This window comes from Pseudomonas sp. PvP009, assembly GCF_017832995.1.
GTDB classification, from domain to species: Bacteria; Pseudomonadota; Gammaproteobacteria; order Pseudomonadales; family Pseudomonadaceae; genus Aquipseudomonas; species Aquipseudomonas syringae.
Map to the genome: position 1 here is coordinate 4,940,001 of NZ_JAFIBG010000001.1, position 20,943 is coordinate 4,960,943.

The 20,943-nt window shown below is 61.4% G+C and carries 18 protein-coding genes (1 of these 18 cut by a window edge); 15 read left to right on the forward strand and 3 right to left on the reverse strand.

All coding sequences use genetic code 11. From position 1 onward, the window contains the following. Together JOE29_RS21245 and JOE29_RS21250 are read right to left on the reverse strand one after the other, a co-directional pair. On the reverse strand, positions 1-1,387 hold the 5' portion of the coding sequence (locus JOE29_RS21245; protein ID WP_003422228.1) for a CoA-acylating methylmalonate-semialdehyde dehydrogenase. Its footprint begins 107 nt before the window's first position; 1,387 of the gene's 1,494 nt are visible here — the first part of the coding sequence; it begins with the start codon at positions 1,385-1,387; its stop codon lies beyond the left edge, outside the window. Between the two features lie 91 nt (positions 1,388-1,478). Then, positions 1,479-2,825 carry an aspartate aminotransferase family protein gene (locus tag JOE29_RS21250; RefSeq protein ID WP_003414655.1) on the reverse strand — a complete coding sequence of 449 codons (1,347 nt, stop codon included), beginning with the start codon at positions 2,823-2,825 and terminating at the stop codon, positions 1,479-1,481. Between the two features lie 111 nt (positions 2,826-2,936). On the opposite strand from JOE29_RS21250, the gene JOE29_RS21255 reads away from it, so the two are divergent. The 9 genes from JOE29_RS21255 to JOE29_RS21295 all read left to right on the forward strand — a co-directional run bounded on the left by JOE29_RS21255 (position 2,937) and on the right by JOE29_RS21295 (position 13,360). Further along, positions 2,937-3,857, forward strand: coding sequence for a LysR family transcriptional regulator (locus tag JOE29_RS21255; protein ID WP_003414652.1), 921 nt, complete (start codon positions 2,937-2,939; stop codon positions 3,855-3,857). A gap of 186 nt (positions 3,858-4,043) precedes the next feature. Beyond that, positions 4,044-5,441, forward strand: a complete 1,398-nt coding sequence (locus JOE29_RS21260; RefSeq protein ID WP_210079841.1) for a nucleobase:cation symporter-2 family protein — start codon at positions 4,044-4,046, stop codon at positions 5,439-5,441. 94 nt (positions 5,442-5,535) lie between these two features. Then, positions 5,536-6,198 carry a TetR/AcrR family transcriptional regulator gene (locus tag JOE29_RS21265; RefSeq protein ID WP_003318629.1) on the forward strand — a complete coding sequence of 221 codons (663 nt, stop codon included), beginning with the start codon at positions 5,536-5,538 and terminating at the stop codon, positions 6,196-6,198. A gap of 32 nt (positions 6,199-6,230) precedes the next feature. After that, positions 6,231-6,824 carry a YigZ family protein gene (locus JOE29_RS21270; RefSeq protein ID WP_003422231.1) on the forward strand — a complete coding sequence of 198 codons (594 nt, stop codon included), beginning with the start codon at positions 6,231-6,233 and terminating at the stop codon, positions 6,822-6,824. 532 nt (positions 6,825-7,356) lie between these two features. Beyond that, a complete protein-coding gene (locus JOE29_RS21275; protein WP_032663149.1) occupies positions 7,357-8,910 on the forward strand; it encodes an ABC transporter ATP-binding protein in 1,554 nt (517 codons plus the stop codon). An 11-nt stretch (positions 8,911-8,921) separates the two neighbouring features. Then, on the forward strand, positions 8,922-10,022 hold the full coding sequence (locus JOE29_RS21280) for an ABC transporter permease (RefSeq protein WP_004414954.1): 1,101 nt from the start codon (positions 8,922-8,924) through the stop codon (positions 10,020-10,022). Continuing rightward, positions 10,022-10,948, forward strand: a complete 927-nt coding sequence (locus tag JOE29_RS21285; protein WP_198700306.1) for an ABC transporter permease — start codon at positions 10,022-10,024, stop codon at positions 10,946-10,948. The genes JOE29_RS21280 and JOE29_RS21285 overlap by 1 nt, the downstream gene beginning before the upstream one ends. Before the next feature lie 243 nt (positions 10,949-11,191). Beyond that, positions 11,192-11,881: an SDR family oxidoreductase gene (locus tag JOE29_RS21290; protein ID WP_003318635.1), complete on the forward strand. Its 690-nt coding sequence runs from the start codon at positions 11,192-11,194 to the stop codon at positions 11,879-11,881. Positions 11,882-12,004: 123 nt separating this feature from the next. Then, the gene (locus JOE29_RS21295) at positions 12,005-13,360 is read left to right on the forward strand and encodes an 8-oxoguanine deaminase (RefSeq protein ID WP_103689925.1); all 1,356 of its coding nucleotides are present in this window, start codon (positions 12,005-12,007) and stop codon (positions 13,358-13,360) included. Positions 13,361-13,464: 104 nt separating this feature from the next. On the opposite strand, the gene JOE29_RS21300 is transcribed toward JOE29_RS21295, so the two are convergent. After that, positions 13,465-14,568, reverse strand: coding sequence for a calcium:proton antiporter (locus JOE29_RS21300; protein ID WP_010416835.1), 1,104 nt, complete (start codon positions 14,566-14,568; stop codon positions 13,465-13,467). 264 nt (positions 14,569-14,832) lie between these two features. On the opposite strand from JOE29_RS21300, the gene JOE29_RS21305 reads away from it, so the two are divergent. The 6 genes from JOE29_RS21305 to JOE29_RS21330 all read left to right on the forward strand — a co-directional run bounded on the left by JOE29_RS21305 (position 14,833) and on the right by JOE29_RS21330 (position 20,881). After that, complete coding sequence (locus JOE29_RS21305; RefSeq protein ID WP_057405766.1) at positions 14,833-15,753, forward strand: Fe(3+) dicitrate ABC transporter substrate-binding protein FecB; 921 nt, start codon at positions 14,833-14,835, stop codon at positions 15,751-15,753. Further along, positions 15,754-16,743, forward strand: a complete 990-nt coding sequence (gene fecC, locus JOE29_RS21310; protein WP_181004430.1) for an iron-dicitrate ABC transporter permease FecC — start codon at positions 15,754-15,756, stop codon at positions 16,741-16,743. Beyond that, positions 16,740-17,708, forward strand: coding sequence for an iron chelate uptake ABC transporter family permease subunit (locus JOE29_RS21315; protein WP_074955177.1), 969 nt, complete (start codon positions 16,740-16,742; stop codon positions 17,706-17,708). Before fecC ends, JOE29_RS21315 begins: the two co-directional genes overlap by 4 nt. Positions 17,709-17,712: 4 nt before the next feature. Further along, entirely contained in the window at positions 17,713-18,504 is a 792-nt protein-coding gene (gene fecE / locus JOE29_RS21320; protein ID WP_057405772.1) for a Fe(3+) dicitrate ABC transporter ATP-binding protein FecE, read from the forward strand. Positions 18,505-18,743: 239 nt separating this feature from the next. Further along, entirely contained in the window at positions 18,744-19,838 is a 1,095-nt protein-coding gene (locus tag JOE29_RS21325; RefSeq protein WP_003347966.1) for a BMP family ABC transporter substrate-binding protein, read from the forward strand. Between the two features lie 77 nt (positions 19,839-19,915). Next, positions 19,916-20,881 (forward strand): 2-oxoglutarate and iron-dependent oxygenase domain-containing protein, encoded by a 966-nt coding sequence (locus tag JOE29_RS21330; protein ID WP_024649764.1) that lies wholly within the window; start codon positions 19,916-19,918, stop codon positions 20,879-20,881. The last annotated feature ends 62 nt before the right edge of the window (positions 20,882-20,943 follow it).

Here is a 20,943-nt window from a genome sequence, read left to right on the forward strand (position 1 = left end):
ACGCATGCAGGTCGCCGAACAGGGAACGCTTCCAGCCACCAAAGCTGTGATAAGCCACCGGTACTGGCAGCGGAACGTTGACCCCGACCATCCCCACTTCAATTTCGTCGCAGAACAGACGCGCCGCTTCGCCATCGCGGGTAAAGATGCAGGTGCCGTTGCCGTATTCGTGATCGTTGATCAGTTGCATGGCCTGCTCAAGGCTGTCCACACGCACGATGCACAGCACCGGCCCGAAAATCTCTTCTTTATAGATACGCATCTCTGGCGTCACGCGATCGAACAGGCAGCCCCCCATGAAGAAGCCCTGTTCGTGCCCGGCAACCTGAAGATTGCGCCCGTCGACCACCAAGGTCGCGCCCGCTTGCACACCGTCTTCTATATAGCCGCCGACCTTGTCGCGATGCTGCCCGGTGACCAGTGGCCCCATGTCCAGGCCACAGGTCGTGCCCGCACCGATCTTCAGGCTCTGGATTTGCGGAACCAGCTTGGCCACTAATGCATCAGCGATCTGATCACCAACGCACACCGCGACCGAGATCGCCATGCAACGCTCGCCGCAGGATCCGTAAGCTGCGCCCATCAAGGCACTCACGGCATTGTCCAGATCGGCATCCGGCATCAACACCGCATGATTCTTGGCGCCACCGAGGGCCTGAACGCGCTTGCCCCGCGCTGCGCCTTCCTTATAGATGTACTCGGCAATAGGCGTAGAACCGACGAAGCTGAGCGCCTTGACCTCCGGCGCTTCGATCAGCGCATCGACCGCGACCTTGTCACCGTGAACCACATTGAGCACACCCTTCGGCAGCCCCGCCTCATGCAGCAGTTCGGCAATCAACAGCGTTGAACTGGGATCGCGCTCCGAAGGCTTGAGGATGAAGCAGTTACCGCACGCAATGGCCAGCGGGTACATCCACAGCGGCACCATCGCCGGGAAGTTGAACGGGGTAATACCGGCAACGATACCCAGCGGTTGAAAGTCAGACCACGCATCGATGTTCGGCCCGACGTTGCGGCTGTATTCACCCTTGAGCACTTCAGGCGCGGCGCAGGCGTACTCCACGTTTTCAATGCCGCGCTTCAGCTCGCCCGCCGCATCTTCCAGGGTCTTGCCGTGTTCTTCACTGATCAATTGGGCAATGCGTGCCTCGTTCTGCTCGAGCAGTTGTTTGAAACGGAACATCACCTGAGCACGCTTGGCCGGTGGCGTATTGCGCCACGCCGGAAAGGCAGCCTTGGCCGAGTCGATTGCCTTCTGGACTGTTTCGCGATCGGCCAGCGCTACGGTGTGGATAACCTGCCCGGTCGACGGGTTGAACACATTGGCGCTACGACCTTCAGCAGAAACGAACTCGCCGTGGATCAGGTGTTGAATGCTGCTCATGGAAAACTCCGGATAAAGGCAGCGGGCGTGAGTCAGCTCACACCCGATGCGATAAAGGCACGCATATAAGAAGAGAGTGCTGCCAGCGCGGTCAGTCGATCAGATTCAGGGTTTCGCCGACGGCATCGAACAATCGATCCAGATCCTGCGCCTGGCTGTTGAAGGTCGGTCCGAATTGCAGGGTGTCACCGCCAAAGCGCACGTAGAAACCGGCTTTCCACAGCTTCATGCCCGCCTCGAAGGGGCGCACGATGGCATCCCCGTCACGCGGTGCGAGCTGGATGGCACCCGCCAGACCGTAATTGCGGATATCGACCACGTTTTTCGCGCCCTTGATACCGTGCAGCGCACGTTCAAAATGCGGCGCGACTGCGGCGGCCTGCTGCACCAGATTCTCCCGTTGCAGCAGTTCAAGCGCCGCCAGCCCGGCAGCACACGCTACGGGGTGAGCGGAATAGGTGTAGCCGTGAGGGAATTCGACGGCGTACTCCGGCGTCGGCTGATTCATGAACGTTTGATAGATCTCGCTGCTGGCGATTACCGCGCCCATGGGGATAGCGCCATTGGTGATCTGCTTGGCGATGCACATCAGGTCAGGCGTGACACCGAAACTGTCGGCACCAAACATCGAGCCCGTACGACCGAAGCCGGTGATGACTTCATCGAAGATCAGCAGGATATTGTGCTGATCACAAATCTCACGCAGCCGCTTGAGATAGCCTTGCGGCGGAACGATCACACCGGCCGAGCCCGACATGGGTTCGACGATCACTGCAGCGATGTTCGACGCATCATGCAACTCGATCAGCTTGAGCATCTCGTCAGCCAGCGCGATACCGCCCGCCTCGGGCATGCCCTTCGAGTACGCATTGCTGGCCAGCAGGGTGTGCGGCAAGTGGTCGACGTCCATCAACTGGCCGAACATCTTGCGGTTGCCATTCACTCCGCCCAGGCTGGTACCCGCCACATTCACGCCGTGATAGCCGCGTGCCCGACCGATCATCTTGGTCTTGGTCGCCTGGCCTTTCAGCCGCCAGTAGGCGCGCACCATCTTCACCGCCGTATCCGCGCACTCGGAACCCGAGTTGGTATAGAAGACGTGGTTGAGATTGCCCGGCGTCAGGTCGGTAATCTGTTCTGCCAGCTGGAACGACAGGGGATGCCCGAACTGAAAGCCCGGCGAGTAATCCAACACACCCAGTTGCCGGGACACGGCTTCCTGAATTTCCTTGCGAGTGTGCCCGGCGCCACATGTCCATAGGCCTGAGAGTGCATCGTAGATCTTGCGTCCCTTGTCGTCTGTCAGATAGCTGCCATGCGCGGCCACGACCATGCGCGGGTCGCGCTGGAAATTTCGATTCGCGGTGTAAGGCATCCAGTGAGCATCGAGCTTCAACTGACGGGTGACAGGCACATCGGACACTTCGAACATATTCATGGGAGCAAGCCTCGCAGGCGCTGAACGATCAGTCATTGCAGCTAAGGTGCCACGCGGATAAAGTTCATAAAACCCGACTTTTACGATCTTTGGTTTGGTAATCACTAAACAATGAATATCCGTCGTTCCGATCCGGTGTCGCAGGTCAGTGACTTTGATATCCGCTTGCTGCGCCTATTCAAAAGCGTTGTCGAAGCGGGTGGCTTTTCTGCGGCTGAGAGCGTGCTCGGCATTGGCCGATCCGCGATCAGCCAGCAGATGAGTGACCTGGAACAACGCCTCGGCCTGCGCCTGTGCCAGCGAGGACGCGCCGGTTTTTCGCTGACCGACGAAGGGCGCGAGGTCTATCAGTCGTCGCTGCAACTGCTCAGCGCCCTGGAAAGTTTCAGGACAGAGGTCAACGGCCTGCACCAGAACCTGCGCGGCGAACTGAACATCGGCCTGACCGACAATCTGGTCACCCTGCCCCACATGCGCATCACCCATGCCCTTGCCCGGCTGAAAGAGCGCGGACCGGGCGTGCACATCAACATCCGCATGATCGCCCCCGCCGAAGTCGAGCGCGGTGTACTCGACGGCGGCCTGCATGTCGGTGTCGTTCCACAGGCCAGTGCCTTGCCGGGGCTTGAGTATCATCCGTTGTACAGCGAGCGTTCGCTGCTCTATTGCGCGGTCGGGCATCCTCTGTTTTACGCCGACAATGCCACGCTGGATGACGCACGCCTCGCACAACAGGAAGCCATCGCTCCGACCTTTCGCCTGCCCAACGATGTTCAGGACCACTATCAGGCGCTGACCTGCACGGCCAGCGCGTCCGACCGGGAGGGCATCGCCTTCCTGATTCTGACCGGCCGCTATATAGGCTATCTGCCCGATCATTACGCCAACGCTTGGGTGCAGGAAGGCAGGCTGCGCGCATTGAAACCGGATTCGAAGTTTTACGACCTCAACCTGGTGACCGTCACCCGCAAAGGCCGGCGCCCTCATTTGGTGCTCGAGAGCTTTCTGGAAACACTTGCCGCTACCCGATGACACATTTCTGTCCGACACCTGGCCGGCTCGCCGACGCTGCAGCGCGCCTTCAAAGCGCTATGAGGCTGATATTTATTGAAATAACCGGACTCAAATAAAAATAACCTGAGCAACTGGACAGTTTTTTGCAGTAGTCCCGAACAACGACACGCCAGCACATGGCATTTCCCCGTCCGAGAACTCGCCATGCAGCCTGAAACACTCGACAACGATGATCTGATTTACGGCCTGAACGATCGACCAAAACCCTGGACGGCCATTTTGGCAGCGTTCCAGCACGTTCTCGCCAGCTTCGTGGGGATCATCACCCCGCCCCTGATCATCGGCTCGACCCTCGGCCTGACCCAATACATGCCGTACCTGATCAGCATGGCCTTGATGGTCTCGGGCACCGGTACGTTCATCCAGGCGCGCCGCCCGTTCGGCATCGGCGCGGGCATGATCTGTCTGCAAGGCACCAGCTTCGCGTTCCTGGGCGCCGTGTTGTCCGCAGGCTTTCTGGTCAAACAGCGCGGCGGCAGCCCGGAGGACATCATGGCGATGATCTTCGGCGTGTGCTTTTTCGGTGCGCTGGTGCAGATCGCACTGAGTCGCTGCATTAGCCAATTGCGAAGGGTCATCACGCCGCTGGTGACCGGTATTGTCATCACGCTGATTGGTGTGAGCCTGATCAAGGTGGGCGTGACAGACCTGGGCGGCGGCTTCAACGCGCCGGACTTCGGCGCCCCGGTTAATCTGGCGCTGGGCGCGTTCGTGCTGGCCGTGATCATCGTGCTCAATCGCTCGAATACGCCTTGGGTACGTTTGTCAGCCATCATTATCGGCCTGGCGGTCGGCAGTCTGGCCGCGTGGTTCAGCGGCAAACTGGTGCCGCAACCCTTTCACGACCTGCCATTGATCAGCGTTCCGATGCCCTTCCGCTTCGGCTTCAATTTCGACTGGAGCGCTTTCCTGCCTGTCGCGCTGATTTATCTGATCAGCAGCATCGAAACGGTCGGCGACCTGACCGCCAATTGCATGCTCGCGCGCCAGCCCATCAGCGGCCCGAGCTACCTGGCACGCCTCAAGGGCGGCGTACTGGGCGATGGCGTCAGCTGCATGATCGCCGCGACCTTCAGCGCATTTCCCAATACCACCTTTGCGCAAAACAACGGTGTGATCCAGTTGACCGGCGTTGCCAGTCGCTATGTCGGGCTGTACATCGGCGCGGTGCTGTTCGTGCTCGGGCTTTTTCCACACATTGGTGCCATCGTTCAGCAGATCCCTAAGCCGGTGCTCGGCGGCGCAACGCTGGTCATGTTCGGCAGCGTCGCGGCGGCCGGTGTGCGCATTCTGGCCCAGTCGCCGCTCGACCGACGCAGCATGCTGATCATTGCGACGTCATTGGGTGTCGGTCTGGGCATTGCGTCGCAGCCTGCGCTGCTGCATCAATTGCCGAAACTGGTGCAGAACCTGTTCGATTCGGCCATCACCAGCGGCGGTATCACGGCCATTGTCATGTGCCTGCTGATTCCGGAAAGCAAAGTCGCCGCCGCTACGACCGACGACGTGCCGGAACCCGAACCTGTGGAGCAACCACGATAACTTTGCATGCCGCGCCCGCACCGACGCTTGCGAGATGCTCGCCGGTGCGCTATCTGTTCATCCGTCGCGCCCTACGACCTGTCCGGAATTGCCCATGACCCTTGAAGTCCCCGCACACAGCGCTCACGTCACCAAGCCTGCAAGCCGTATTCGTCAGAAGAACGAAGAAGCGATCATCCAGGCAGCCGAAGATGAATTCGCCCGCCACGGTTTCAAGGGCACCAGCATGAACACCATCGCGATCAAGGCCGGGCTGCCAAAAGCCAATCTGCATTACTACTTCACCAACAAACTCGGCCTGTATGTCGCGGTGCTCAGCAACATCATCGATTTGTGGGACAGCACCTTCAACCACCTCAGCGTCGAAGACGACCCGGCAGAGGCGCTGGCCCGCTATATTCGCGCCAAGATGGAGTTCTCGCGCCGCCAGCCACAGGCCTCGCGGATCTTCGCCATGGAAATCATCAGCGGTGGCGAATGCATGAGCGAGTACTTCAGCCAGGATTACCGCCTGTGGTTCCAGGGCCGGGCCGCGGTCTTTCAAGCCTGGATCGACGCCGGCAAGATGGACCCCGTTGACCCGGTGCACCTGATCTTCCTGCTATGGGGCAGCACCCAGCACTATGCCGACTTCGCCTCGCAGATCTGTCGCGTCACCGGTCGCTCCCGACTGACGCGCCAGGACATGGATCAGGCCAGCAACAATCTCATTCGAATCATCCTCAAAGGTTGTGGGCTCACGCCGCCAGCCTTGTAGAATCGTCGCCTTGACGTCAGCTGGACACACGCATGCCTTTTACCCTGGTCGGCCCTTGCGAGTTTCGTGAAGAAATTCGTAAGAGCCGCTTCATCACCCTCGCCGCCCCCATCGCCAGCCCGGCCGACGCACAGGCGTTCATCGAGCAGCACAGTGACTTGAACGCCACTCATAATTGCTGGGCATGGAAGCTCGGCGGGCAGTATCGCAGCAACGATGACGGCGAACCGGGCGGCACTGCAGGCAGGCCGATTCTGGCCGCCATCGAAGCGCAGGCGTTCGATCAGGTCGTGGTGCTGGTGATCCGCTGGTACGGCGGCATTCAACTGGGGACAGGCGGCCTGGCCCGCGCCTATGGCGGCGGTGCCAACAAATGTCTGCAACAGGCCGAGCGTCTGCCGCTGATCCAGCGCGCGTCGTTCCATCTTGAATGCAGCTTCAGTGAGCTGGCGCTGGTCAAGCTGCGTCTCGGCGAATTGAACGGTCTTGTGGAAAGCGAAAACTTCATGGCCAACGGTGTGCAGATGTCCATCGCCATCGGCCCTGAGCACACCGACACCCTGCAGCGCCAACTGGCTGACTTGAGTCGCGGCAGAATCCTTCTGCACGCAGCGCCGGAGCAGTAGCCGGAGCCTTTGCGCAACATGTCAAAACTGCCCACATCTACTGTGCATCCGGCTGTGGATAAGCTGAGCACACTCCACCGCGAGCCTTGCCGGGCTTGCGTTTCAGGCGAATGATCGTTTTTTGAGCAATTGCCGTGCGTGGATCCATAAAGAGTGCAAAAACAGCCTGTTAGCGCTTCTTAGTGCCTTTGGATGTTAACCGTCGCCGCATTATTCTCACTCAACCTGCTTGCGCACAGTATCTGTGGAAGAACCTGTGGATAACAGGTGCAAGGGTCGCGCATTGGTTCAGCGCACCGCCTTCCACGTCCGCTGTACATTTTTTGTTCAAATCAAAGAGCCACATTGGCCCGCGTTCAACCTGCACGCCCCGAACTGGTGCTGAAACGAGCGCGCTCGATGGGCGAAGGCCGGTGACAGGGCCGAAAACTCCGTGCCTGGCCTTGATTCCGCGTGCCGGACGCGAATCCTGACTCCTTGGCCAGGATTTTGCTTTATCCACACGCGACCCACTTCTGCCTCAGAGCCTTTCATGTCAAACCACGCGATACCTGCGCGCCTGCAACTGCGCCACATCACCAAACGGTATCCCGGCTGCCTGGCCAACGACGCTGTCGACCTGACGATTCAGCCCGGAGAGATTCACGCCCTGCTGGGTGAAAACGGTGCGGGCAAAAGCACGCTGATGAAGATCATCTACGGCGTGACGCAGCCCGACGCCGGGACGATCATCTGGCAAGGCCAGGCGCAGACCATGCGCAATCCGGCACAGGCCAGAAGCCTGGGCATCGGCATGGTGTTCCAGCATTTTTCGCTATTCGAAACCCTCAGCGTCGCGCAAAACATCGCGCTGGCCATGGGCGCAGCGGCAGGCACGCCCAAACAACTGGAGCCGCGCATCCGCGAGGTCTCTCAACGCTACGGCATGGCGGTTGAACCCCAGCGGCTGGTCCACAGCCTGTCGATTGGCGAGCGGCAGAAAGTCGAGATCATTCGCTGCCTGATGCAGGACATTCGCCTGTTGATCCTCGACGAACCCACGTCGGTGTTGACGCCCCAGGAAGCCGAGGAGCTGTTCGTGACCCTGCGCCATCTGGCTCGAGAAGGCTGCAGCATTCTGTTTATCAGTCACAAGCTGGGCGAGGTGCGCGCGCTGTGTCACAGCGCAACCGTGCTGCGCAACGGCAAGGTCTCCGGGCACTGCATTCCCGCTGAATGTTCCGATCTGGAACTGGCGCGCTTGATGGTCGGTGATGCCGAAGGGCTGACCGCGCAGTATGAGAAAGCCAGCGGCGGCAAAGCCTTTTTGCGCATCGACAAACTGTCCTGGCACAACCCGGACCCGTTCGGCTGCTCACTCAAAGACCTCAGTCTGGAAGTACGCAGCGGCGAAATCGTCGGTATCGCAGGTGTAGCCGGGAATGGTCAGGATGAATTGCTGGCGCTGCTCAGCGGCGAACAGACCTTGCCGCACGCCCAGGCGGCGACCCTGCGTTTTGAGGATGCCCCGGTCGGCAACCTGCGCCCCGATGCGCGGCGCAAGCGTGGCTTGGCATTCGTCCCGGCCGAGCGCCTGGGACATGGCGCAGTGCCGGAACTCAGTCTTGCCGACAACGCGCTGCTTACCGCCTTCCAGCAAGGGCTGGTGAGCAATGGCCTGATCCAGCGCAGCAAGGTGCGCGCACTGGCTGACGAAATCATTCGGCGCTTTGCAGTCAAGACGCCGGATGCACTGGCCCCGGCGCGCAGTCTGTCGGGCGGCAACCTGCAGAAATTCATTCTCGGTCGGGAAATTCTGCAAAAGCCGAAACTATTGATTGCCGCGCATCCCACCTGGGGCGTGGATGTCGGCGCTGCGGCGGCGATCCATCGGGCGCTGATTGCCTTGCGCGACGCCGGGGCCGCGATTCTGGTGATCTCCGAAGACCTGGACGAATTGTTCCAGATCAGCGACCGACTCGCCGCCCTGAGCGGCGGTCAGCTTTCCGACCTTATCCCTACTGAACAGACCAGCACCGTGCAAATCGGCGGCTGGATGGCGGGACAGTTCGATCATTCTCAAACCCAAGCCCACGTGCCTGGTTAACGGAGCAAAACATGCTGCTTTCTCTGGAACCGCGCGGCCAGCAATCGCGCGCGATGTTGTGGTGCTCCCCTTTACTGGCTGCGGTGCTGACCCTGGTCTGCGGTTCGCTGCTGTTCATCGGTCTGGGCCTGAACCCTGTGGTGACACTGCACACCTTGCTGATCGCGCCGGTCAGCGACTGGTACGGCCTGTCGGAATTGATGGTCAAGACCCTGCCGATTCTGCTCTGCGCGCTGGGTCTGGCGGTCGCCTATCAGGCGCGCATCTGGAACATCGGTGCGGAAGGCCAGTTGCTGCTCGGCGCATTGGCGGGCAGTGCCGTGGCGGTAAATATCATCGAGATGGAAAGTCGTTGGGCGCTGGTCATGGTGTTGCTGGCCGGCACCCTCGCCGGCGCTGCCTGGGCGGGCGTGACCGCCTGGCTGCGCACGCATTTCAACGCCAATGAAATCCTCACCAGCATCATGCTCAATTACATCGCCCTCAACTTGCTGCTGTACTTCGTCCACGGGCCGCTCAAGGACCCTGCCGGCATGAACTTCCCGGAGTCAGCGACCTTTGGCGACGCCAGCCGTCTGCCACTGCTGATGGAGGATGGCCGCGCGCACATTGGGGTGTACTTCGCCCTGTTCGCGCTGGTCGCGGTGTGGGTGTTGCTGCAACGCAGTTTCGTCGGTTTTCAGATCAAGGTGCTGGGCCTGGACAAGCGTGCTGCCGGGTTTGTCGGCTTCCGTGAAAAACGCCTGGTCTGGCTGGCCCTGTTGATCAGTGGCGCGCTGGCCGGGCTGGCGGGCGTATCGGAAGTGACCGGGCCGATTGGCCAACTGGTGCCGCAGGTCTCGCCCGGTTATGGCTATGCCGCGATCACCGTGGCCTTTCTCGGCCGCCTCAACCCCATCGGCATTCTGTTCTCCAGCCTGTTGATCGCCCTGCTGTATCTGGGTGGGGAAAGCGCGCAAATGACCTTGAACCTGCCGTTGGCAATCACTCAGTTGTTTCAGGGGATGATGCTGTTTTTCCTGCTGGCCTGTGATGTGCTAATTCTCTACCGCCCACGTCTGAAACTGCACTGGGCCAAGCGCCAGATGACACCCGTCACAGGAGCCGCATGATGGATATCGACCTGCTGAGCAACATTTTCTACGCCATGGTCCGTTGCGGAACCCCCTTGCTGCTGGTGGCGCTGGGTGAGCTGATTTGTGAAAAAAGCGGCGTCATCAACCTCGGTCAGGAAGGCATGATGCTGTTTGGCGCAGTGATCGGTTTCATCGTCGCCCTGAACACCGGAAACCTCTGGCTCGGCGTGCTGCTGGCAATGCTTGCAGGCATGCTGCTCTCGGCACTGTTTGCCTTGGTGGCACTGGTGTTCAACGCCAATCAGGTCGCGACCGGGCTGGCGCTGACCATCTTCGGTGTCGGCCTTTCCAGCTTCGTCGGGGCCGCCTGGGTCGGCAAACCGTTGAACGGTTTCGAGCCGGTCGCCATCCCGCTGCTCAGCGACATTCCGCTGATCGGCCGCATGCTGTTTGCTCAGGACCTGCTGGTCTACCTGTCCTTCGCCTTGTTCGCGCTGGTCGCCTGGGCACTGCTGAAAAGCCGCGTCGGGCTGATCATCCAGGCCGTCGGCGAAAACCCCGATGCCGCCAGCGCCATGGGCTTGCCGGTGTTGCGCGTGCGCACCCTCGCGGTGCTGTTCGGCGGCGCGATGGCCGGGCTGGCCGGGGCTTATCTGTCACTGGCCTACACGCCGATGTGGGCAGAAAACATGAGCGCCGGACGTGGCTGGATTGCCCTGGCACTGGTGGTTTTCGCCAGCTGGCGCGTGTGGCGTCTGCTGCTGGGTGCCTACCTGTTCGGGCTGGCCAGCATTCTGCACCTGGTCGCGCAGGGCATCGGCCTGGCCATCCCATCCAACCTGCTGGCGATGCTGCCGTATGTGGCCACCATCATCGTCCTCGTCCTGCTCTCCCGCGACGCCCTGCGCACCCGGCTGTATGCGCCGGTATCGCTGGGCCAGCCCTGGCGTGCGGGGCATTGAGGAAGCTAGCGGCGCAGAGGGTTGACGCACAGCGTCACGAACGGCACTCCCACGCTGGAGCGTGCAGAACGATAATCCCGACTATCGTGCCAATGCTCCGCGTCAGGCATCTACCTTGAACGTTTTCGGCTCGCGAAGATTCCAACAGGTCATGGGCAGGAGTACGCTGCAAGGTCGAAACTTTCGAGAGACCTTGCTGGCACTGCCATGGAGTCTGTCTCTCAATCTGCCAAGGAATCATTCATGACCACTACCAAGAAAACCGCTCTGATCATCGGTGCTTCGCGTGGCCTGGGGCTAGGGCTGGTGCAGCGCTTGACCGAACAGGGCTGGCAAGTCACCGCCACCGTACGTGATCCGCAAAATGCCGAAAACCTGAAAGCAGTCGAGGGCGTGCGCATCGAAGCGGTGGATCTGGACGAAACCGCCTCGCTTGAAGTGCTGGTCCAGAAGCTGCGCGGTGAGGTGTTCGACGTGCTGTTCGTCAATGCCGGCATCAGCGGCGCGGCACACCAGAGCGCTGCGAAGTCGACCGCTGCCGAGCTCGGGCAATTGTTCCTGACCAACGCTGTGGCACCGATTCGTCTGGCCGAGCGCTTCGTCGATCAAATTCGTCCCGGCACGGGCGTCCTGGCGTTCATGAGTTCGTGGCTGGGCAGCGTCACTTGCCCGGATGGCGCCAACCTTGCGCTGTACAAGGCCAGCAAAGCCGCGCTCAATTCGATGACCAATACCTTCGTTACAGAGCTGGGCGAGAACCGTCCTACCGTGCTGTCGATGCATCCGGGTTGGGTGAAGACCGACATGGGCGGCGAAAATGCCGCCATCGACGTCATGACCAGCACCACCGGGCTGGTCGAACAGCTCAATGCCTACGCCGGCAAAGGCGGCCATCACTTCATCGACTACCAGGGCAAGACGATTGCCTGGTAACCGGCCGCTCGACTAGAATCGCCGTCCTTCGCCGGGGCGCACCTGACCCCGGCGACCCTGGATCAGCAGACAGGGCAACACTGAGCTGGCTAACCTGAACCTGTCTTTCAGAGGAGCCGGCCCATGCCCGCGATCCGTATCTGGTTGAAAAATCCCCTTGCCGTGTTTACTGCCAATGACCTGGACGCCCGTGGCGGTCTGGTCATTGAAGGCGGCGTCATCACTGAAGTGCTGGCCGCCGGGCAGCTCCCGTCAAAGCACTGCAATCAAACGTTCGATGCCCGTGAGCATGTGCTGCTGCCGGGGTTGATCAACACGCACCATCACTTCTATCAAACCCTCACGCGGGCCTGGGCTCCAGTGGTCAATCAGCCGTTGTTCCCCTGGCTGAAGACCCTGTACCCGGTATGGGCGCGCCTGACACCGGACAAGCTTGCGGTCGCCAGCAAGGTGGCGCTGGCCGAGTTGTTGCTGTCCGGGTGTACGACCGCTGCCGACCACCACTATCTGTTTCCCGACGGGCTGGAGCACGCTATCGATGTACAGGTGCAGAGCGTCCGGGAACTGGGCATGCGCGCGATGCTGACACGCGGCTCGATGAGCCTGGGCGAAGCGGATGGAGGCTTGCCGCCCCAGCAAACCGTGCAGCAGGGCGAAGTGATTCTGGCCGACAGCCAGCGCTTGATCGAGACCTACCATCAGCGTGGCGACGGCGCGCAGATTCAGATCGCTCTGGCGCCCTGCTCACCGTTTTCGGTCACGCCGCAGATCATGGCCGAGAGTGCGGCCATGGCCGAAAAACTCGACGTGCGCCTGCACACCCATCTGGCCGAAACCCTCGACGAAGAAGACTTCTGCCTGCAACGCTTCGGCCTGCGCACCGTGGATTATCTGGACAGTGTCGGCTGGCTGGGACCGCGTACCTGGCTGGCCCATGGTATCCACTTCAACCCCGACGAAATCGCCCGTCTCGGCGCAGCAGGTACGGGTGTCTGCCACTGCCCGAGCTCGAACATGCGCCTGGCCTCCGGCATTTGTCCGACCTTGGACCTGCTCGCTGCTGGCGCGCCGTTGGGGCTTGGGGTCGATGGCTCGGCGTCCAACGACGCATCGAACATGATCCTGGAAACCCGCCAGGCGCTTTACCTGCAACGCCTGCGCTACGGCGCCGAAAAAATCACCCCACAGCTCGTGCTGGGCTGGGCCACCAAGGGGTCGGCGCAATTGCTCGGACGCACTGACCTCGGTGAACTGGCGGTGGGTAAACAGGCTGATCTGGCGTTGTTCAAGCTGGACGAACTGCGCTTTTCCGGCAGCCATGATCCGCTGTCAGCCCTGCTGCTGTGCGGCGCGGACCGTGCCGACCGGGTGATGATTGCAGGGCAATGGCGAGTGATCGACGGCCAGGTCGAAGGCCTGGATATCAAACAACTGATTGCCGATCACAGCCAGGCCGCGCGGGAATTGATTCAGGGCTGAACGTGCGGGGCGATAATCTCAACTATCGTGCGACGCTCGGCGTCGGCATGCCGTTCAGGACGCTCTGCGTCCTCTTGCGACGCAGAGCGTGGGAGCGATAGGCCCTAAAGCCCCAGACACGACAGCATGATGAACGTCGCGAACAGTACGAAGTGGGTCATGCCTTCGATGGCGTTGGTTTCGCCGTCGTTGAGGTTGATGGCGGACACCAGCAGGGTGATGAGGATCATCACGGTCTGCACCGGAGTCATGGCCATCTGGAAGGGCTGGCCGCTGTAAAGTGCCATGGCTTCCATGACCGGAACGGTGAGGATCACGGTCGACAGCGACGCACCCAGAGCGATGTTGACCACCGACTGCATGCGGTTGGCCAACGCGGCACGCAGGGCCGTGAGGATCTCGGGCGCGGCAGAGATGGCGGCGACCAGGATGGCGGTCATCACCGGCGGTGCACCAGTACCTTCCAGGCCCAGGTCAACCGTCTTCGACATCACTTCAGCCAGCGCACCGATCACCACCACGCCGACAACCAGTGTGGCAATTGAGCGGGTCAGATTGACCGGCTCTGCGTGCTCTTCAGCCGGATTGGAGCCCTGGCTCTGGCGCTTCTTCTTTTCCGGGTAGCTGTAGCTGAAAAAATAACTGTGCGGCCCGACCTGCATGCGCAGGAACAGGGTGTAGAGCAGGATCATCGCGCCGATGGTAAACGCCGAATAGATCTTCCAGTCCCCCTCGGGAATGAACTCGGGTACGACCATCGACACACCCATCGCGGTGAGGATCATCACGCTGTAGGTGCGCGCCGAATCGTCGTTGTACGACTGCTCGCCATGCTTGATACCGCCCATCAGCGCCGCAAGACCGAGGATGCCGTTGATGTCGAGCATCACCGCCGAATAAATCGTATCGCGCACCAGCGTCGGCGACGGCTCGTTGCTCATCATGATCGCCAGGATCACCACTTCGACCGTTACCGCCGACAGCGTGAGGATCATCGTGCCGTAAGGATCGCCGACCTTTTCCGCCAGCATCTCGGCGTGATGCGCAACGCGCATCGAGGCGCAGATAATGAACGCAACCAGCGCCAGCCCCGACACCAGCGCAACCACCTGACCATTGCCTACCAGCACATGCTCCAGTGGATAAGCGACGAACATGGCAATGATTGCCAGCAACAGAAACTTTTCTTGCTTGAGCAATGCGCCCATTTTTATTCCCCAAACCTTGCGACATCGCCGCGGATGTACATGAAGGTGGCCAACAGTGAAGGCTGTCAGAGTAGCGTGTGTGACAAAAGGTTTCATAAAATAGCCCGAATGAGAACGGCACTCACGCGTAAATGACTTTTGATCCCGTCGCCGCGATGTGAAATAGTGCCCGCCGTTTTCATCAATAGCGCCCGCCGTTTTCTTCGCGGCCTTCAGGGCGCGCCTGTTTTTCATGATTCCGCTTTGTTAGAAAGGACCTTTGCCATGCGTGCTTTTCGACTTCCGCATCTGCTGGCTTGCGGCCTGCTGACCCTGATGGCGAGCGTCGCCCAGGCCGCGCCTATCGACATTGATGACGGCCAACACAAAGTCCACCTGCCTGACACCCCCAAGCGCGTGGTGGTGCTGGAGTTTTCGTTTCTCGACGGGCTGGCCTCGGTCGGCGTGACACCCGTCGGCGCGGCGGACGATGGCGATGCCAACCGCGTGCTGCCCAAGGTGCGCAAGGCCGTCGGCGAATGGCAGTCGGTGGGCCTGCGTTCGCAGCCCAATATAGAGGTTATCGCGCGGCTCAAGCCGGACCTGATCATTGCCGACCTCGGTCGCCATCAGGCGCTGTACAACGATCTGGCCAGCCTGGCGCCGACCCTGATGCTGCCGTCACGCGGTGAGGATTATCAAGGCAGCCTGAAGTCTGCCGAACTGATCGGCGTCGCGCTGGGCAAGGGGCCGCAGATGCAAGCGCGCATCGAGGAAAACCGACAGCACCTGAAGACTATCGCCGAGCAGATTCCGGCCAACACCAACGTGCTGTTCGGCGTCGCCCGCGAAGACAGCTTCTCGGTACACGGCCCGCACTCTTACGCAGGCAGTGTGTTGCAGGCGATCGGTCTGAAAGTCCCGGAAGTACGCAAAAACGCCGCGCCCACCGAATTCGTCAGCCTGGAGCAACTGCTGGCCCTGGACCCGGGCTGGTTGCTGGTCGGCCATTATCGCCATCCGAGCATCGTCGACAGCTGGAGCAAGCAGCCGCTATGGCAGGTGCTGGGCGCGGTGCGTAACAAGCAGGTGGCTGAAGTGGATGGCGACAGCTGGGCGCGCAATCGCGGGATCATGGCCTCCGAGCAGATCGCCGACGATGCGCTTGCCGTGCTCAAGGGCGGCAAGGCCGTGCTGAACCCGTAAATGCGCCGCTGGCTGATGGCGGGCGTGATCATAGCGGCCTGCCTGGGACTGTTCTGGGTGTCGCTGTTCGCCCTGTCGTCGTTCAGCATTCGCCAGGTAGATGCCTGGAACGGGCTGATCACGCAGGGCCGAGAGGGCGGTCATATCGCTTACATCGTCGCGCAACTGCGCGTGCCACGTGCCTTGTGCGCGGCATTGGTCGGTGCCTGCCTGGGCGTGGCCGGCGCGTTGATGCAGGGCATCACCCGCAACCGTCTGGCCTCCCCGTCATTGTTTGGCGTTACCGCAGGCGCAGCATTAGGGCTGGCGCTGTTTTCCACCGGTCTGGTCGCCCTGCCCTTCCCCGGTGGCGCACTGCTGATGACCTGCCTTGGCGGTGCGCTGGCGTGGATCACCGTGTTCAGTCTTGGCGGCGCCTGGTCACCCGCCACAGCTCAGGGCCGACTGGTGCTGGCAGGCGTTGCCGTCGCAGCACTGTGCGCCGCATTGACCCGCCTCACGGTAATTCTCGTCGAGGCGCAGGCGCAAAGTGTCCTCAACTGGCTGGCTGGGTCGCTGGCCAATGTCGGTGCCGCACAATTGCAACTGCTCTGGCCGTGCACGCTGATCGGCGTGGTGCTGGCGGTGGTCTGTGCGCCACGCCTTAACCTGATCAACCTCGGCGAAGACGCCGCGCGTTCGCTGGGCGTGCGTATCGGCGCGTTGCGTCTGCTGGTATTCGTGGTCAGCCTGCTGCTGGTCGGCGCCAGTGTCTGTGCGGTCGGGCCGATCGGCTTTGTCGGCCTGATCGCGCCGAACATCGCTCGCCAATGGCTGGGCAATGACTACCGCTGGCTGATCCCGATCAGCGCCGGCCTGGGCGCGGCCATCGTGCTGGCCTCGGACCTGATCAGCCGTGCCGTGGCCTTCCCGGTGGAAACACCGGCCGGGGTGGTGACGGCACTGATCGGCGCGCCGTTCTTTCTGTTTCTGGCGAGGCGTGCGCTATGAACCACCCGCGCGCAAGGCTGTTGCTGCTGATGACCCTGCTGGCACTCGCCCTGCTGCTGAGCCTCAGCGCTGGCACCGTATGGCTGACACCCGACGCCGTGCTCGATCACCTGATCGCCCACGACAGCAAGGACTTCGAGGTCTGGAATCATCGCCTGCCGCGTGGCTTGATCGCAATCATGACCGGCTGCGCGTTCGGCCTGGCTGGCGCCATTGTGCAAGGCGTGATTCGCAACCCGCTGGCCTCGCCGGAAATCCTCGGCGTCACTCAGGGCGCCGGGCTGGCGCTGACCATCGCGATTATCGGCCTGCCGCAGTTACCGGTGTCGGCGCTGCCGTTTGTGGCGTGTCTGGGCGGCGCGGCGGGAGCGCTGCTGCTGGGGTTGTACAACACCGGCGTGCAGTTTTCCGGCGTGCGTTTCGCGTTGTCCGGGGTCGCGATTGCAGTGACGTTGTCGAGCATCACCGAGTTTCTGATCCTGTCCAACCCGCTGGATATCAACACCGCCCTGCTGGCGCTGACCGGCAGCCTGTGGAGCCGCAACTGGCACCACGTCTTGCTGGCCACGCCGCTTCTGCTGCTGATCCCGCTCAGCCTGCTGCTGGCCAAACCGCTGAACCTGATCGGCCTGGGTGACGAGGCGGCACAGAGCCTGGGCACCGGCCTCACGCGTACGCGCTGGCTGGCGATGGGCAGTGCCGTGCTGTTGACCAGCCTGGGGGTGGGCATTATTGGCCCGGTGAGCTTCGTCGGCCTGGTCGCACCACACATGGCCCGCCGTCTGGTCGGCGGTCATCATCAGTACCTGCTGCCCGCCTCGATGGTGCTGGGTGCGTTATTGCTGGTGCTGGCCGATACGCTAGGCCGCACGCTGATCGCGCCCAGCGAAATTCCGGCCGGGATTCTCACGGCGGTGATCGGCGCTCCGTATTTCCTCTGGCTGCTGGCCCGATTCAAAGGTTGATCCCATGACTATTCTGAAGGCGCAGCAACTCGACATCGGCTACGGCGCGACGCGCATCGTGCAAGACCTGTCGTTCAGCCCGCCGCCTGCGCAGGTCACTGCGCTGATCGGCCCCAATGGTTGCGGGAAATCCACCCTGCTCAAGGCGTTCGCACGGATTCTCACCCCGCAATCGGGCAGTCTCAGTCTGGACGGCACAGCCTACGGCAAGCTGTCGGCCAACGAGCTGGCGCGCAAGGTGGCTTTTCTGCCGCAAGTGCTGCCGATTCCGGAAGGCGTCAGCGTACGCCAGTTGGTGGCGTACGGCCGCAGTCCGCACAACAGCCTGTGGGGACGTCTGAGTGGCGTCGATCAGCACAGTGTCGATCAGGCCTTGCAGCGCATGGAGCTGGACACACTGGCCGATCGCCCGCTGTCCGATCTGTCCGGCGGACAACGACAACGCGCCTGGCTGGCGATGATCCTTGCGCAGGACGCGGCCATCGTCCTGCTCGACGAGCCGACCACCTATCTGGACATCAGCCACCAGGTCGAACTGCTGGACCTGATGCGCGAACTGAGCGCCGAAGGCAAGACGGTGATTACCGTGCTGCACGACATCAATCAGGCCTGCCGCTACGCCGACCATCTGGCGGTCATGCAGGGCGGACGCATGGTGACCTGCGGCGCGCCGAGCGATGTGCTGACGGCCGAGCTGGTCTGCCAGGTGTTCGATGTGCAAGTGCAGATCATGCGCGAACCCGTGGCAGGCACGCCGATGTGCATCGTCGAGCGCAGCACGCGTTGCACCAGTTAGCGGCGCAGCCCACCGCGTCTGCACCTTCCCGCCGCACTCTGGCTATACACAAAACTGCTCTTGATTCTGGCCGAAGGCCGCAGGAACCTGAAAGTCACATATTCCAGGCTCATCGAAACCTATGTACAACAATAGGCGCGCTGCGCAGGGAGCAAGCCCGCATCGTAAGTTGTCCTGTTGGTCAGTTAATTGCATTGCTCGGGTAGGCATTCCAACAAGACCGCAAGGAGCTAGACCCGATGCACCTGACCAACCCACGTCGTCCCCTGAAAAAACTGCTGTGCGCCGTCGCCGCCGTTGTCGGCCTCGGCTCCAGCCTGCTCGCCTCGGCAGCCGATCCGCTGAAAGTCGGCTTCGTCTACATCGGCCCTATCGGCGATCACGGCTGGACCTATCAGCATGAACAGGGCCGTCAGGCGATGGTCAAGGCGCTGGGTGACAAGGTCACCAGCAGCTACGTGGAAAACGTGCCGGAAGGTGCAGACGCCGAGCGGGTTATCCGTAACATGGCCAAGGGCGGTTACGACCTGATCTTCAGTACCTCGTTCGGCTACATGAACCCCACGCTGAAAGTCGCCAAGCAGTTCCCCAAGGTGAAGTTCGAGCACGCGACCGGCTACAAGCAGGACAAGAACATGGGCACTTATCTGGCCCGTACCTATGAAGGTCGCTACGTGAGCGGCTACATCGCGGCGAAGATGACCAAGACCAAGAAGATCGGTTATGTCGCTTCGTTCCCGATTCCTGAAGTGCTGCGCGACATCGACGCCATCCAGCTGGCGCTGAACAAGTACAACCCGGGTACCGAGATCAAGGTGGTGTGGGTCAACTCCTGGTTCGATCCGGGCAAGGAAGCCGATGCGGCCAACGCGTTGATCGATCAGGGCGTGGACGTGGTATTCCAGCACACTGATAGTCCTGCGCCGATCCAGACCGCCGAGCGTCGTGGCGTGTATGCCGTAGGTTATGCCTCGGACATGGCTCACTTCGGACCGAAAGCAGTGCTGACCTCCATCGTCAACAACTGGGGCCCGCACTATATCCAGGCGGCCGAAGGCGCCATCGCGGGCACCTGGAAACCACAGGATTACTGGGGCGGCCTGAAGGAAGGAACGGTCGAATTGCCGATCAGCGACGTGGTGCCTGCTGACGTGAAGGCCGAGGCGCAGAAGATCATCGCCAGCATCGAAAGCGGCGAATTCCACCCGTTCACCGGCCCGATCAAGGACCAGAACGGCACTGTGAAAATTGCTGACGGCGTGGTCGCGACCAACGCCGAGCTGGCGTCGATGAACTACTACGTCGAAGGCATCAAGGCCGAGCTGCCGAAGTAATCAGCCCGTCAGCTGCCTGACCATCGTGCCTGCCGCGCCAGGCACGATCATCGACACTTCCCTTTCAGGACCGGTTAATGGACCAGCTTCCCGTCATCGACATCGCCCCGCTCTACGGCACGGACACTCAGGCCTGGCAGGATGTCGCCCGGCAAATCGACAGTGCCTGTCGGGCGTGGGGTTTCTTTTACATCAAGGGCCACCCGATCAGCGCGCAACGCATCGAGCAAGTGCAATCGGCAGCGAAGGATTTCTTTGCCAGGCCGGCAGCTGAAAAGCTCCTGATCGATATCACCCAAAGCACGCACCATCGCGGCTACGGCGCCATCGCCACCGAACAATTGGACCCCAGCCTGCCGAGCGACCTCAAGGAAACCTTCGACATGGGCCTGCACCTGGATGCCCGTCATCCCGACGTGCTGGCGGGTAAACCGCTGCGTGGGCCAAACCGGCATCCGGACATTCCCGGCTGGGAAGCCCTGATGGAACAACACTATCTGGACATGCAGGCGCTGGCGCAAACCCTGCTGCGCGCCATGACCCTGGCACTGAGCATCGAGCGCGATTTCTTCGATCAGCGCTTCAAGGACCCGGTCAGCGTGCTGCGCATGATTCATTACCCGCCGCGTGGTACGGCGACCTCGGCCGAGCAACAAGGCGCAGGCGCGCATACCGATTATGGCTGCATCACCCTGCTGTATCAGGACACGGCGGGCGGCTTGCAGGTGCGTGATGTGCGTGGCGAATGGATCGACGCGCCACCGCTTGACGGTACCTTCGTGGTCAATCTGGGCGACATGATGGCGCGCTGGAGTAATGACCGTTATCTGTCCACGCCGCACCGGGTCATCAGCCCGCTCGGGGTTGATCGCTACTCCATGCCGTTCTTTGCCGAACCGCACCCCGACACGCGCATCGAATGCCTGCCCGGCTGCCAAAGCGACGATCATCCGGCCCGCTATCCGGTGACCACCTGCGCCGAATTTCTGCTGTCGCGCTTCGCGGATACCTACGCTTATCGCCGCGAACAGGAGGCAAGTTGAACGTTCGGTCAGGTTTTACCCTGCGCAGCGACGTGCATCTGTAGAATGCCCGGGATCTGCAC